The sequence below is a fragment of the Marinobacter sp. DSM 26671 genome, assembly GCF_900112835.1.
In the GTDB taxonomy this organism is placed as follows: domain Bacteria; phylum Pseudomonadota; class Gammaproteobacteria; order Pseudomonadales; family Oleiphilaceae; genus Marinobacter; species Marinobacter flavimaris.
Genome location: NZ_FONF01000013.1, coordinates 64,419 through 79,270, shown reverse-complemented (window position 1 = coordinate 79,270; position 14,852 = coordinate 64,419). Strand labels below are relative to the sequence as shown.

The window sequence follows — 14,852 nt, the reverse complement described above, 5'->3', positions numbered from 1 at the left end:
CCCGATTCCATGAAAATTACTTTTTCTTGTCCTGTGGCTGCCACTTCCCGTTGACGTACCACGCAGACCAGCCCGTCGCCTTGCCATCCTTTTCAGACATGACGTACTGCTCCTTGCTCTTACGGCTGTAGCGAATCACCGTTGGATTACCCTCGGGATCACGCTCGGGCGCATCCATCAGGTAATCGTACTTCGGATCAATCTCCTTGCGGTGCGGTTTAATCTCCATCACCAGCGGTGGCCGCGTTTCCCGGTTTTTCGGGAATTTGCTGGCAGCCAGGAATAAACCGGACGCACCGTCCCTGAGAACGTAAGTATCATCAACTTTCTGACATTGGAGCTCGGGCATTGGCACCGGGTCCATTTTGGGCGGAGCGGGCTCGCCATTTTTCAGCAACTTGCGGGTATTCTTGCACTCGGCATTGGTGCATCCGAAATACTTGCCAAAACGCCCGGTTTTAAGCTGCATCTCGGAGCCACACTTATCGCACTCAAGAGTCGGCCCATCGTAGCCCTTGATGCGGAACGTGCCCTTTTCTACCTCGTAGCCAGAGCAATCCGGATTGTTACCGCAAACATGCAGCTTGCGGGTTTCGTCCACCAGGTAGCTGTCCATGGCGGTGCCACACTTGGGGCAGCGACGTTTCTTGCGCAGCAGACGGGTCTCGCCCTCACCCTCGACGTCATCGTCGGCGCTGACAACCTCATCACCGGACACGAGGTTAATGGTAGTCTTGCAACGCTCTTTCGGTGGCAAGGAATAGCCAGAGCAACCCAGGAAAACACCGGTGCTGGCCACCCGGATCTGCATGTTCCGGCCACAACTCGGGCATGGAATGTCCGTTTCAGTCGGCGTGTTGGCCCTCATGCCGCCGTCTTCACCACTCTCGGCTTTTTCCAGCTGCTGCCGGAACCGACCGTAAAAATCATTCAGGACTTTCTTCCACTCGACCTCGCCCTCGGCAATCTCGTCGAGCTCATCTTCCATCCTCGCGGTGAAGTCGAAGTCCATCAGGTTCGGAAAAGATTCCGACAGGCGCTCGGTAACGATCTCGCCCATCTTCTCGGCGTAGAACCGACGGTTCTGCAGCCTCACATAACCGCGATCCTGAATCGTGGAAATAATCGATGCGTAGGTCGACGGACGGCCAATGCCCTGCTTTTCGAGCTCCTTGACCAGGCTGGCCTCGGTGTATCTGGGCGCCGGCTTGGTAAAGTGCTGCGTAGGATCCAGTTTCTTGAGATCCAGCACTTCATCCACCTTAATGTCAGGCAGAGCAATGTCTTCGTCTTTCTTGGCGGCCTGGGGTGCTGCCTTCAGGAAGCCATCGAATTTGATGATCCGGCCCCGGGTACGGAGTTCATAATCGCCGTTGGCCACCACAATGGACGTACTCAGGAATTCGGCGTCGGACATCTGGCAGGCAATAAACTGACGCCATATGAGGTCGTAGAGCTTCTCGGCATCCTTCTCAAGGCCACTGATATCCGCCGGACGACGGCTGACTTCGGTTGGGCGAATGGCCTCGTGGGCCTCCTGGGCACCCTCTTTGCTGCCGTAGACACGGGGCTTTTCCGGCCGGTATTTGTCGCCGAACTGCTTTTCGATATACGCACGGCAACTGTTGATCGCATCCTGACTCAGGTTGGTGGAGTCCGTACGCATGTAGGTAATGAAACCGGCCTCATAAAGACGCTGGGCCAGCATCATCGTCTTCTTGACGCTGAACCCCATCCGGTTACTGGCAGCCTGCTGCAGCGTAGACGTAATAAACGGCGCGGACGGCCGCGAACGGGTCGGCTTGTCTTCCCGCTTGGCAACCTTGAACGTACCCGCCTTCAGCCGGCTGACGTGGTCACTGCTCTGCTGCTCATTGACCGGACGATAGGGCTTGTCCTCGTGGCGAGTCACCTCGAAACGAACCGGTTGATCGGCCTTGACAGACGCCAGATCGGCGTGCAACTGCCAGAACTCCTCCGGAACGAACTTCCGGATTTCACGTTCACGCTCGACTATCAGCCGCACCGCAACGGATTGAACACGGCCGGCGGAGAGGCCGCGGGCAAGTTTGGCCCAAAGCAGGGGCGACACCATATAGCCAACAACCCGGTCGAGGAAGCGACGGGCCTGCTGTGCGTTAACCCGGTTATTGTCGAGAGTGCCTGGATCCTTGAACGCTTCCTGAATCGCACGCTTGGTGATTTCGTTGAACACCACGCGCCGGTACTTTTCAGGTTCGCCACCAATGGTCTGCTGAAGGTGCCAGGCGATGGCCTCCCCTTCGCGGTCCAAATCCGTTGCCAGATAGATATGGTCTGCTGATTTGGCCAAACGCTTGAGTTCGCTGACCACCTTCTCTTTGCCGGGAAGGATCTCGTAACGGGCACTCCAATCCTGGTCCGGGTCGACACCCATCCGGGCAACCAGCTGCTCGCGGGACTTGCGCTTTTTATGAACCGCCTTCTCTTCAGGGCTCATCTTCCGGGTGATAGCAGCCTGCTTGGCACGCTCTTTGGGATCGGACTGGGATCCGCTGCCACTGACGGGAAGATCACGAATGTGCCCGACGCTCGATTTGACGATGAAGTCAGAGCCCAGGTACTTGTTGATGGTCTTCGCTTTCGCTGGTGACTCGACAATTACGAGACTTTTACCCATATCGGAGTTCTGTATCCTTGGCGATAAATCGGTCAATAAATCAGCAAACCGTAAACTCGCTGTAAAATCAGTCGGCTAGAAAACACAAATACGCCGCTATTTTGTATAGGCTCACTGTTTTACAGGGTCAAGAATAGCAAGACAACCCATTCTTTGGTTTCAATCCTGCTTTTTTTCACATTCGGGAACCCTGTTGGGCCCGCCTGCTGAAACAGAAAGGCCCGGCATTTGCCGGGCCTTCTGAAACCGCGAAATGCAATCCGGTTACTGGATTACAGACGCTCCCAGACCGTTGCAATGCCCTGGCCCAGACCGATACACATGGTGGAAACACCAAGTTTACCGCCTTTGGCCTGCATTACATTCAGCAGGGTTGTAGAGATACGTGCACCAGAGCAGCCCAGCGGATGGCCCAGGGCAATCGCGCCGCCGTTCAGGTTCACTTTTTCTTCCATAACGCCCAGAAGCTTCAGGTCCTTCAGGACAGGCAGGGACTGGCCGGCGAAAGCCTCGTTCAGTTCCCAGAAGTCGATATCCTCGACTTTCAGGCCTGCGCGCTTCAGGGCTTTCTTGGTGGCCGGCACCGGGCCGTAACCCATGATCGCGGGATCACAGCCGGCAACGGCCATGCTGCGAATCTTGGCAATCGGCTTGAGACCAAGTGCCTCTGCACGCTCTGCAGACATCAGCACCATCGCTGCCGCACCGTCGGTCAGCTGGGAAGACGTACCGGCTGTTACGGTACCGTTCTTCGGATCGAACGCCGGCTTGAGCTGGCTCAGGGACTCGGCCGTGGTCTCGGGACGAATGGTCTCGTCTTCCTCGATCAGCACCTTGAAGCCGTTCTCGTCGTGACCTTCAATGGGCACGATTTCGTTCTTGAAACGGCCTTCTACGGTCGCTTCATGGGCCAGACGGTGGGACCGAGCACCGAACTCGTCCTGCTGCTCACGGGTAATCCCGTGCATCTTGGCCAGCATTTCCGCGGTCAGGCCCATCATGTTGGACGCTTTTGCGGAGTACTTGGACGCAGCCGGGTTGTGGTCGAAGCCTTCGGTCATGGGTACGTGCCCCATGTGCTCAACACCACCCACGAAGAACACATCACCGTTGCCGGTCATGATGGCCTGGGCTGCAGTGTGAATCGCGCTCATGGCAGAGCCACACAGGCGGTTCACGGTCTGAGCGGCAGACTCGTGGGGAATGCGGGTCAGCAGGGAAATCTGACGTGCCACGTTGAAGCCCTGCTCCTTGGTCTGGTTTACACAGCCCCAGATAACATCTTCAACTTCTTTCGGGTCGAGCTTCGGGTTGCGCTCAAACAGTGCTTCGATCAGATTGGCGGACAGGGTCTCTGCACGCACGTTCCGGAAACAACCGTTTTTGGCACGACCCATCGGAGTCCGCACGCAATCGACGACGACAACGTCTCTCGGATTAAGGCTCATAGATCTTTCTCCGTTCGGAAATCTCGTTCAGGGTTAGCCAAAGAACTTTTTGCCAGTCTTGGCCATTTCACGCAGCTTCTCGGTCGGGTGATAAAGAGGACCAAGGTCTGCAAACTTGTCTGCCAGTTCGACGAACTTGTCTACACCCATATCGTCGATATAGCGCAGGGCACCACCACGGAACGGCGGGAAGCCGATACCGAAAATCAGGCCCATATCAGCATCTGCCGGATCTTCGACAATGCCGTCTTCCAGGCAGCGAACGGTTTCCAGGCAAAGAGGAATCATCATACGGGCGATGATGTCTTCTTCGCTGAACTCGTTCTTACCCTGAACAACAGGCTCGAGCAGCTTGTAGGTCTCTTCGTCGACAACCTTCTTCTGCTTGCCCTTGCGGTCCAGTTCATACTTGTAGAAGCCCTTGTCGTTCTTCTGTCCGTAACGGTTGTTATCGAACATCACGTCAATGGCGGTTGTACCTTCGTGCTTCATCCGATCCGGGAAGCCGTCTGCCATTACTTCGCCAGCGTGCTTGCCGGTATCCATGCCGACCACGTCCAGCAGGTACGCAGGACCCATGGGCCAGCCGAACTTTTCCATAACCTTGTCAACGTGCTGGAAGTCAGCACCGTCACGTACCAGGCCGATAAAGCCGCCGAAGTACGGGAACAGAACACGGTTGACCAGGAAGCCCGGGCAATCGTTTACAACGATCGGGGTCTTGCCCATGGCCTTGGCGTAGGCAACCGTGGTTGCAATGGCGCGATCACTGGTCTTCTCGCCACGGATTACCTCAACCAGCGGCATCATGTGCACCGGGTTGAAGAAGTGCATGCCGCAGAAGTTTTCCGGACGCTTCAGGTTCTTGGCCAGCAGGTCGATGGAAATAGTCGAGGTGTTGGAGGTCAGGATGGTGTCCTCGCGAACCGCATCTTCGGTTTCACGCAGAACGGCATCTTTCACCTTCGGGTTTTCAACAACCGCTTCAACCACCAGGTCTACATTCTTGAAGTCGCCATAGTTCAGGGTCGGCGTGATGCTGTTGAGCACGTCGGCCATCTGATCCGGCTTCATCTTTCCTTTTTCAACACGCTTGGACAGAAGCTTCTTGGCTTCTTTCAGACCCAGGGCGATGCCGTCCTGGTTGATGTCCTTCATGATGATCGGCGTGCCTTTCAGGGCAGACTGGAATGCAACACCACCACCCATGATACCGGCACCCAGAACGGCTGCCAGGTTCACGTCGTTAGCTTCTTTTTCCCAGGCCTTGGCCTTCTTCTTCAATTCCTGATCGTTCAGGAACAGGCCAACCAGGCAGGCCGCCACATTGGTCTTGGCCATCTTGGCGAAGCCTTTGGCTTCGACTTCGATTGCCTTGTCGCGGGTCATGCCGGCATGCTTCTGCATGACCTTGATGGCCTCGACAGGAGCCGGGTAGTTCTTGCCAGCCTTGCCGGCAACAAACGCCTTGGAAATCTCGAATGCCATCATGCTTTCCATGGCATTGAGCTTGATCTTGCCCTTCTTCTCTTCGCGACGGGCTTCGTGGTCCAGCTTGCCTTCGTTGCACTGGTTAATAATGGCAACAGCAGCATCGACCAGCTTGTCGGACTCGAGCACGGCATCGACAGCGCCGACTTTCAGAGCGACATCAGCACGGTTCTCGGTACCACCGCTGATCCACTCGACGGCATTGTCCACGCCAACCAGACGGGACAGACGCACGGTACCGCCAAAGCCCGGGAAGATGCCAAGCTTCACTTCCGGAAGACCAACCTTGGCCTTCTTGTCCATCACGCGGTAGTCGGTTGCAAGACACATTTCGAAACCGCCACCCAGCGCCATACCGTTGATCGCGGTAACGGTGGGGAACGGCAGATCTTCAACAGCGTTGAAGACTTCGTTGGCCTTGAGGTTGTTGGCTACCAGATCCTCTTCCGAGCCTGCAAAAAGCTCGGTGAATTCGGTAATGTCGGCACCAACAATGAAGCTGTCCTTGGAGCTGGTGACTACCAGACCCTTCAGGTTCTTCTGCGCTTTCAGTGCGTCAGTCGCGGCGCGGAGCTCTTCAATAGTAAGACGGTTGAACTTGTTTACTGACTCGCCCTGCAAGTCGAAGTTCAACTGAGCGATCCCGCCTTCGATCTCTTTAACCGTGATGGCTTTACCTTCGTAAATCATCAACTGATCTCCAGTCTGTGTTTGGAACTGCTTCCAACCGGGCGGTACTTTTGATTTACCGGCGCGGCTGTTTGTGCAGCGAGATTTCGGTCACTGCCCGATCATCCGATCCAAAAATTCATACAGTCGTTTGAATCGTGAGGGCACACGATGAAAAAAAACGGCGCATTTGTCAATTTGTTTCTTTCTGGAGGGCTGCAAAAGTCCCCGAAATACCGGGGGCAACCGAAGAAAATTGGAGCGGAATTGTTATGTTTCAGTGAACTGGAAGCCACTGCTCAGAAAAAACCGGAACTTCGTCACGCAAATTTCAAAGTTATTTACATTTACGGGCTACACCGCCGCCAAAACTGCTTGATTGGCTGACGGAGTTACTTTACCTTCGATCTACGACTTTGGTCCACAATAATAAAACCGCATTACGGAGACCCATCCGATGAAAGACGCAAACCTGCGGATACGTTCCCTTGTAGCCGCACTGATTCTCCTTGCACTCACGTCCATGGGTGCCCGCGCTCAGGACAGTGCCGACGGATTTCTCTCCGATCTTCACAATTTCCGGGTCAGCAACTACATGGCTCTGGACGCCTACTACCGTTTCAGCGGAACCGGTGATACCGGCACTTTGAACGAGATTGTGCAGGGCATCAACTCGGCCAACGATTCCATGAACTCCATCGCGGGCAGCGATTCAGGCGTACTGTCAGCCGAGGAAGTTGAGGGGCTGAACCAGGAATTCGACAAGTTCAAGAACCTGATGCGGGACAACATCAACGATGTGCGCAACCAGGGCTACCCCGATTTGCGGCTGGTCTCAGACATGGCCAACCAGGCACTCACGATGAACGAGAAGGCCACCGAGCTATACAAGGTGGCCCAGGAAAGCTCACAGACCGAGACCAACCCAAGGGTAGAAGCCGCCCGTTCGGCGGCCGTAAAAATGGCCCAGATGATGGCGAAATACTCGGTCAGGACAAACTCTTCTGTCGCCCAGACCTTCCAGGGCTCCTCAACCGAGACCCCGCTGGATGAACAGGCCCGGGAGCTGGACCAGTTGCTGGCATCCGTAATACAGGGCGAGGGAACACCGGAGCTCAAGGACGCGCTTAACGACATTTCCGCCAAATGGCAGTTTATCCGTGGCTCCTACATTAACTACAACGAAAACAACGTGGGCTTTGTAATCGATCGCTATTCCAAGGGTATCCTCAAAGGACTTGCGACAACCATTGAGCTGCTCAAGGGCAACGCCTGACCGCCCTGCTCTTTCTGGCAGGCCTAATTGCCTGCCAGAAAAGCACTTTTCCGCCTCTGTTTTTGATACCCGTCAGTTTCCCGCTACACTTTCCCGACCCGATTTAAGGTACTATCCTCAGAATAATATCCCGTGTGCGAAGGAGCGATACGATGTCTGCCTATAAAAAGATGCTTGTTGCGATTGACCTGACAGAAGAAGCCCCACAGGTACTGGACAAGGCAAAGGCCATAAGCGAAGCCCATGGTGCGGAGCTGATGCTGGTTCATGTGGTTGAGCCTGTCGGCTATGCCTATGGTGGCGATATTCCGATGGATCTGACCGAGCTACAGGACCAACTCGACAAAGCAGCTCGCGAGCAATTGGGAACCTACGGCGACAAATACGGTGTGGCCAAAAACAACCAGGTGGTGACAGTCGGGCGCCCCGAGTCCGAAATCCACAGGCTTGCGAAGGAACAGGAAGTAGACCTTGTGATCGTTGGCAGTCATGGCCGGAAGGGTTTTCAGCTTTTGCTGGGCTCCACCGCAAACGGGGTTCTGCATGGAACCGAATGCGATGTTCTGGCCGTTCGCATTCACTAAGGCTTGACCAACAAAAAGGCCCGGGGTGTGGACCCGGGCCTGCTGAGAACGAAAGCCGCGATCAGCCCCCTTCCCCCTCCATTTTCGCCTCAAGTTTGCGAAGCTGACTTTCCAGCGAGAAACTGACACTCGAGGCCATCGAGAAGAAGTTCAGTAGTGCCTTCAGATTGCTGTCACCCTTGCAGACTGAGTGTATTCTCTGCCACAGGGCCTGATTCACCAGTTGTAGCCTCTGATTCCTCTCCACCAGCCCCTTCAATTCCCAGTCTGGGGTCTGATGATTCCGTTTCGCGAAGTATTGCTGCAACAGGTAATGGGAAACGCTGCGCATAATGAATTCATCGGTGTTTGCAAACGGCAGGTGATGAACCGCCATGGGCTTGAGCTCTGACAGAACCGGGCACCCGCTGGTCGCCATTTTCAGCCCGAGCAACGATCGAAGTGCCTCCTCAAGCGCCGTCTGCTTCTCATAGCTTCGACGATCATCGGTTACCTTCACTTCCACCTTCTGGTAGGCATCCTCATCCCGAAAGGCCTCCACAACCGGCAATATCTCGGTTGCCGCGGGACAGTGGGAGGATTCGGAAACCTTCAAAGGACAGTTGCTACACTGGCAATGTTCCAGCTGTGTCCAGGACGGAAGTTTTCCGGAAGGCCGGGACGGCTTGTCCGTTACTTTAAACTCAACCCTACGGCCGTCCTGAAATCTGAAATCGTAATGTACATTCATTGATTTGCCTGTTCTTCCAGCTCCATCCACCGCTCAATGACCTGCTCCAAACGGTTTTCCTTTTCCGTCAATGCTTCCAGAGTGGCCGAGACTTCATCCGGTGGGCCTGAATAAAAATCAGCCTGGGAAATTCTTTCCTGCAGGCCGGCGACTTCCTGCTCGAGTGCCTCAATCTGCCCCGGCAACTGCTCAAGCTCGAGTTTGAGTTTGTAGCTCAGCTTAGCGGGTTTGCTTTTCTCAGACTGCGTTCCCGCTTTTGTGCCATCCGCGACTTTCTGTGATTCGACCTTGCCAGTATCAACAGAGGTTTTACTGGATTTATCCTGCTTGTCCGGTCGATTACCGGTGGCTTCAGACGGGAAACAGCCGCCCTGTCGACGCCAATCGGTGTAGCCACCCACGAACTCCCGCACTTTGCCCGATCCATCCAGGAAAACCGTTTCGGTGATCACATTATCAAGAAACTCACGGTCGTGACTGATCACGATCACGGTGCCGGCAAATTCCGCCAGCTGTTCTTCCAGCAATTCCAGCGTTTCCACATCCAGATCGTTGGTTGGCTCATCGAGCACCAGAATATTGGCGGGCTTGCTGAACAGTTTCGCCAGTAGCAGCCGGGCACGCTCACCACCGGAAAAGACGCTGACCGGAGATCTGGCGCGCTCCGGGGTAAACAGGAATTCCTGCAAATAGCCGAGCACATGCTTGCTCTGGCCATTAATGTCGATGAACTCCCGGCCCTCGGACAGGTTATCCAGTGCGTTCCGTGTCAGATCCAGCTCGCCTCGCAGCTGGTCGAAGTAAGCAACCTGCAGATTGGTTCCCAGACGAACAGAACCCTCGGTTGGTTCCAGGTCTCCCAATAAAAGCCGAACAAGGGTGGTCTTGCCCGTGCCGTTCTCGCCAACGAGCCCGATCTTGTCCCCGCGAAGGATGGTAAGATTCATATCTCTTATTACCGGGGTGCCATCCGGATAGGCAAAGCCCGCGTCCCTGGTTTCAACCACCAGCTTGCCAGACCGCGCCGCGTCCTCCACTGCAAAGCTGGCGGTTCCACCCCGCACCCTGCGCTGCCGGTGCTCCTCACGCATGGCTTTCAGGGCCCGAACACGCCCCATATTACGAGTCCTGCGAGCCTTGATGCCCTGACGAATCCAGGCCTCTTCCTGCTTCAGTCGCTTGTCGAACAACGCGTTCTGCCGCTCTTCCTCCTCCAGCGCTTTCTCTTTCAGATCGAGGTAGCGATCATAGGTGGCCGCAAAACTCACCAGCTTGCCCCGGTCCAGCTCCACGATGCGGGTCGCCATGCGCCGTATGAACGCACGATCGTGGCTGACAAACAGCATGGCGCCTCGGAACTGGCCAAGGGCCTCCTCCAGCCAGGCGATTGCCGGAACATCCAGGTGGTTCGTGGGCTCGTCCAGCAACAGTATGTCCGGATCGGCAACCAGCGCCTTGGCCAGCAAAACCCGGCGCTGCCAACCGCCGGACAGAGTATTCAGCGTCTGGTCCGGATCAACGCCGTACTGACCGAGAATGGTGGTGACTTTCTGGTCAAGGCGCCATCCGTCCAGAGCCTCCAGGCGCTCCTGAACCTTCATCAGCCGGTCGAGACTCGCCTCATCGGCCTGCTGGGACAGCTGATGAAATTCAGCGAGCAACTGGCCCGTTTCCGGAAAGGCACCGGCGACAACTTCATAGGCGGTACGGGTATCTTCCGAGGGCAGGTTCTGCGGAAGCACCGCCAGCACGGCCCCGTCATCGAGACGAACAACGCCACCGTCGGGTATCACTTCCCCACTGACAATCTTGAGCAGGGTCGATTTTCCCTCGCCGTTTCGTCCCAGCAAACACACGCGCTCGCCGGCATCGATAACCAATGAGGCCTGATCCAGCAGCGGGTGCATTCCATAAGCCAGGGAAACTGAGTCCAGCGTTAACAGTGGCACGTTTGGTTCTACTCCGATTGGTTGGCAGTAACGGGATCACCCACCCGAATAATGCCCGGTGATTCATGAATGGCGTTCTGGCCGAAGATGACGCCCTCCTGGGTTCTGCGATAGCCGGAGAGCGTCCTCAGGGGCTGCAGGGCAGCATCCTTCTGGCCCGTGGAAGGATCCACGGTGGTCATTACACAGCGCGAACAGGGCTTTACGATGCTGAGATGGTTGTCGCCAACGCTCAGGCTCTGCCACATATCTTCATCCCAGGCCCCTGCCCCCTCAACCACAATGTTGGGGCGGAATCTGCGCATCTCCACGGGCGCCTCAAGCCGGGTATTCAGCTCTGCCAGGGAGGCGGTATTGGTCACCAGAAAGGGGAACCCGTCGGCGAAACCCACCCGGCGGTAGTCGTTGACCCGGCCTGCATCAACGCGGCGAAAAGAGCTGTCCGGCATAAAAACCAGGCGAACAGGCTTACCGCAGAAACGGCTCAGGGCAGCATTCGCCTCGGGCAACCCCGCCAGGGCCTTGACCCAGTCTCTCCAGACCAGAACCCGAACCTCTTCATCTGAGACACTCAGGACAAACTCGCCCTCATCGGGAATGCTGATCGCGACCCGGTCACCTTCCAGACGGGTTCCGACACGGGCAAGTTCCGGGTGCTCCCTCTGGGTAACAAACCGGCGGTCGTCATCCACGATCATCCATCGACGATCCCCAACCGGCCCGAAATCATCGGTATTAAAACTGGTCACTTCAATTCCAGACAGGGATTTGACGGGGTACACGAACAGCGAATGGACCTTCATGGCGGGCAGCCTCCCAAAGAATCAGGATACGCAACAGGCTGCTGAGTATACCTGACCACACACCCTGGCGCCGAGTTTGGAGATGCCCGAAAACGAAAAAACCCGGACCTTTTCAGGACCGGGTTTTCTGAATCTGGAGCGGGAAACGAGATTCGAACTCGCGACCCCAACCTTGGCAAGGTTGTGCTCTACCAACTGAGCTATTCCCGCAATGCTGATCGGCTGTTACCGACAACGGAGGCGTATTCTACGGATCCCGACGAAGCCGTCAACCACTTTTTTGCAGGTTTTTTCCAGCCAGTGTCTTGTTGTCACATTTCAGGAAACCGGAACTGTGCAGCCACTCCTGGTCTGGGTAGTACTTGAACACCAACTGCCCGCCTTTCAGGTTGTCCACCACACGCTTGACGATCTGGTTATCCACCGCCGGGCAACCATGACTGCGGCCTATACGTCCGTACTTGCTGACCCAGTCCTCATTCACATAATCGGCGCCATGAATAACGATGGCCCGCTGTCTGGCGAGATCGTTGATGCCCGGTTCCAGACCATCCAGTCTGAGTGAATATCCATGCCGCCCGTAATAGGATTCCCGGGCCTGAAAAAGCCCGATACTGGACTGGTGGCTGCCCTCAGTATTGGAGAAGGCGGTGGATTCGAAATTCCCCGAATTCTTGCCGTGCGCAACCAGGTCCCGAAGCAGCAACTCCCCCTTTTCAAGGTCAAAGATCCACAGCCGTTCCTGGCTGGACGGCAGGGAGAAATCGATAACCGCGAGCCGCTCGGGCATCTCTACACCATTCGAGACAGCGCAGCGAGACGCACTGATGGCTGTCTTGAGAACTTCGGCATCAAGCTTTGGAGCGACTGTGCGCAGGCGGTCGACAAGCTGATCATCCAGCGAATCGCCAAGTGATGAGAGAGGAAGCGCTGCGCATACAGCCAGAAGTAAGCCGGCGGGCAAAAAACGCCGCATCTTTTGCATTATACGTCCCCGATAAAATGATTGCGGGTGGTAACCAAACGCCGCCACCCGGTCGAAAGTAAGTGTTGCGCATTTTATCAGGGAATTTTGCTAACCCCGTCAGAATGTACGTTTTTCATACAAAACTTTAAGAAACCACCGCGTACCTTTCTACCTTACTGGCCAAATCGGCGGCCGCCCTCAAGGTAAGCCTCTTCGTCTGCGGTCGATATCCTTCCCAGTGCCTTGTTTCGATGGGGAAAGCGACCGAACTGCTGAATAATGGCCCGGTGATCGCGGGCAGACTGAAGAAAGCTGCCCATAAAATCGGCGAGAATTCCCTGGGTCGAGCGCGCAAGCTGTTCGTAACATTCCACAGAGACGTCCTGATCGTCCCTGAGCTCGGAATGCTGCAGTGGCATGTAGAGGAAAGCCCTGTGGACCGGCGCAAGCATCATATCCTGCCCCTTCTGCATGGCTTCCCGACAGAGTTTCCGGGCCTGACGGTCCTGATCAAACGCCATGGCACTGCCGCGGAAGATGTTCCGGGAAAACTGATCCAGCAGGATGATTTCGGCGAGTGTCCCACCGGCCTCACGGCGCCAGTGGTCCAGACCCTGCTCAGACGCGAAAAGCACCATGGACAGGAAACGCCGGCGAATCTCCTGATCGAACTTGCGGTCTGACCGGAACCATTTGTTCCGATGGTCGCTGTCTGGCAACCCATTTTCGTCAAGTTCACCAAACCAGAAATCCAGAATCTCTTTCCAATCGAACATTCAGCGTCACCCTGTTACTTTAGAGACTGCCGGCCCTGACAATGGGCGGCACCCCGGATTTACGACAGGCCCTATCAAATTGACTACTCCAGGAGCGACAATGACGAGTCCCCGCATTATTCTGTTGGCACATGGAAGCAGTGACAAGCGCTGGTGTGAAACCTTTGAAAAGCTCGCCGAGCCAACCCTCAAGTCCGTGGACAACGCCCGGGTTGCCTACATGGAACTGGCGGAACCATCCATGGACACCGTCATCAGTGAAGCTGTTGCGGAAGGCGCCAGTGATTTTACGATCATCCCCCTGTTCCTGGCAGCCGGACGTCACTTGCGCAAGGACGTTCCCGCGATGATCGAAGAACTCGAAAAGGCACATGGCGCAACCATCAGCCTTGCGCCACCGATTGGAGAAAACCCTTTGCTGGGGCAGGCGATCCGGGATGTTGTTATGCTTCAACTGGAACAGACGCCAGCCTGAGCCGGGTATTTTGGAAACCGATCCGGCGGGTAGCGCGCAACAGGAGCAACAATTATGTCGAAAAGGATTCTGATTACCGGTGGTACCGGATTTATCGGCCATGTTCTGTGCCGTGAATTGCTGGCACGAAACTATGAACTCACAGTGTTCAGCCGGCAACCGGCAGAAGCGGTCAAGTCCAGTTGCGGTCGGGTCGAAGCAATTCGCGACCTGCAGCAGCTTCGCTCCCACCCTGGATACGATGCTGTAATCAACCTCGCAGGTGAAGGCATCGCCGACAAACGGTGGTCTGAAGCCCGCAAGCAGGAACTGCGGGACAGCCGGATAGGTGTAACCGAAACGCTGGTGGAGGTTATTCGCAGTTGGGAACGGGCACCGGAGGTGCTGGTCTCAGGGTCAGCTGTTGGCTTTTATGGGGATCAGGGGGCTACAACCGTAACCGAAGATACCAGCCCCAACGATGAATTTACCCATCGCCTTTGCCGCGACTGGGAAAACGCCGCCAAACCCCTCGCCGACGATGGCGTGAGGGTGTGCTTCTCCCGAACCGGTGTGGTGGCAGGCCCTGACGGAGGGTTCCTTGAACGGATGATTCTACCCTTCAAGCTGGGACTTGGCGGGCGTCTGGGAAGCGGCAAGCAGTTCATGCCCTGGGTACACCGCGACGACGTCGTTGGCGCCCTTATCTGGATGATGGAAAACCCGAGCGCCTCAGGCCCGTTCAATGTGGTGAGCCCTAACCCGGCAACCAACGCAGAGTTCACCCGAAGCCTGGGTAAGGTTTTGCACCGTCCCACGCTTTTTCCGGCGCCAGCGCCGGTACTCAAGATTGCGCTGGGAGAAATGGCGCGGCTTCTTCTGACTGGCCAGAAGGCGGTTCCGGAAAAGCTGATCAACCAGGGTTTCCAGTTCCGGTATCCCGATCTGGAGCCGGCACTGGCTCAATCCATTGCTCCCGGAGCATCCCGGTGACTTTTTTCAAAAAAGACGTTGACAGGGTTTCGAAGCTTTCTTAATATACGCGC

The 14,852-nt window shown here is 55.9% G+C and carries 13 protein-coding genes and 1 tRNA gene; 5 read left to right on the top strand and 9 right to left on the bottom strand.

What is annotated here, in order from left to right:
- Positions 1–16: 16 nt before the first annotated feature.
- The 3 genes from topA to fadB all read right to left on the bottom strand — a co-directional run bounded on the left by topA (position 17) and on the right by fadB (position 6,288).
- Positions 17–2,659, bottom strand: coding sequence for a type I DNA topoisomerase (gene topA / locus BM035_RS14805; protein ID WP_092032845.1), 2,643 nt, complete (start codon positions 2,657–2,659; stop codon positions 17–19).
- 272 nt (positions 2,660–2,931) lie between these two features.
- Positions 2,932–4,107, bottom strand: coding sequence for an acetyl-CoA C-acyltransferase FadA (gene fadA, locus BM035_RS14800; RefSeq protein WP_062784509.1), 1,176 nt, complete (start codon positions 4,105–4,107; stop codon positions 2,932–2,934).
- Between the two features lie 33 nt (positions 4,108–4,140).
- The gene (gene fadB / locus BM035_RS14795; protein WP_008174367.1) at positions 4,141–6,288 is read right to left on the bottom strand and encodes a fatty acid oxidation complex subunit alpha FadB; all 2,148 of its coding nucleotides are present in this window, start codon (positions 6,286–6,288) and stop codon (positions 4,141–4,143) included.
- A 150-nt stretch (positions 6,289–6,438) separates the two neighbouring features.
- On the opposite strand from fadB, the gene BM035_RS14790 reads away from it, so the two are divergent.
- The 3 genes from BM035_RS14790 (at position 6,439) to BM035_RS14780 (ending at position 8,127) form a co-directional block, all read left to right on the top strand.
- Positions 6,439–6,654, top strand: a complete 216-nt coding sequence (locus BM035_RS14790) for a hypothetical protein (protein WP_008174365.1) — start codon at positions 6,439–6,441, stop codon at positions 6,652–6,654.
- 70 nt (positions 6,655–6,724) lie between these two features.
- Positions 6,725–7,543 carry a hypothetical protein gene (locus BM035_RS14785; RefSeq protein ID WP_092032843.1) on the top strand — a complete coding sequence of 273 codons (819 nt, stop codon included), beginning with the start codon at positions 6,725–6,727 and terminating at the stop codon, positions 7,541–7,543.
- Positions 7,544–7,695: 152 nt separating this feature from the next.
- Positions 7,696–8,127, top strand: coding sequence for a universal stress protein (locus tag BM035_RS14780; RefSeq protein WP_008174363.1), 432 nt, complete (start codon positions 7,696–7,698; stop codon positions 8,125–8,127).
- A 61-nt stretch (positions 8,128–8,188) separates the two neighbouring features.
- Here the strand turns inward: BM035_RS14780 and BM035_RS14775 are convergent, their stop codons facing one another.
- From BM035_RS14775 to BM035_RS14750, 6 genes are all read right to left on the bottom strand, one after another.
- The gene (locus BM035_RS14775) at positions 8,189–8,857 is read right to left on the bottom strand and encodes a DUF6901 family protein (protein WP_092032840.1); all 669 of its coding nucleotides are present in this window, start codon (positions 8,855–8,857) and stop codon (positions 8,189–8,191) included.
- Positions 8,854–10,806, bottom strand: coding sequence for an ATP-binding cassette domain-containing protein (locus BM035_RS14770; protein ID WP_053115028.1), 1,953 nt, complete (start codon positions 10,804–10,806; stop codon positions 8,854–8,856). The genes BM035_RS14775 and BM035_RS14770 overlap by 4 nt, the downstream gene beginning before the upstream one ends.
- 8 nt (positions 10,807–10,814) lie before the next feature.
- The gene (locus tag BM035_RS14765) at positions 10,815–11,609 is read right to left on the bottom strand and encodes an MOSC domain-containing protein (RefSeq protein ID WP_053115027.1); all 795 of its coding nucleotides are present in this window, start codon (positions 11,607–11,609) and stop codon (positions 10,815–10,817) included.
- A 134-nt stretch (positions 11,610–11,743) separates the two neighbouring features.
- Positions 11,744–11,819: transfer RNA gene (locus BM035_RS14760), tRNA-Gly, on the bottom strand.
- Positions 11,820–11,877: 58 nt separating this feature from the next.
- Positions 11,878–12,594 carry a murein L,D-transpeptidase catalytic domain family protein gene (locus BM035_RS14755; RefSeq protein WP_053115026.1) on the bottom strand — a complete coding sequence of 239 codons (717 nt, stop codon included), beginning with the start codon at positions 12,592–12,594 and terminating at the stop codon, positions 11,878–11,880.
- Positions 12,595–12,749: 155 nt separating this feature from the next.
- Complete coding sequence (locus BM035_RS14750; RefSeq protein WP_053115025.1) at positions 12,750–13,352, bottom strand: DUF924 family protein; 603 nt, start codon at positions 13,350–13,352, stop codon at positions 12,750–12,752.
- A gap of 100 nt (positions 13,353–13,452) precedes the next feature.
- Here BM035_RS14750 and BM035_RS14745 point away from each other — a divergent pair, with 100 nt between their 5' ends.
- Positions 13,453–13,827 (top strand): sirohydrochlorin chelatase, encoded by a 375-nt coding sequence (locus tag BM035_RS14745; protein WP_053115024.1) that lies wholly within the window; start codon positions 13,453–13,455, stop codon positions 13,825–13,827.
- 54 nt (positions 13,828–13,881) lie between these two features.
- The gene (locus tag BM035_RS14740) at positions 13,882–14,799 is read left to right on the top strand and encodes a TIGR01777 family oxidoreductase (RefSeq protein ID WP_053115023.1); all 918 of its coding nucleotides are present in this window, start codon (positions 13,882–13,884) and stop codon (positions 14,797–14,799) included.
- The last annotated feature ends 53 nt before the right edge of the window (positions 14,800–14,852 follow it).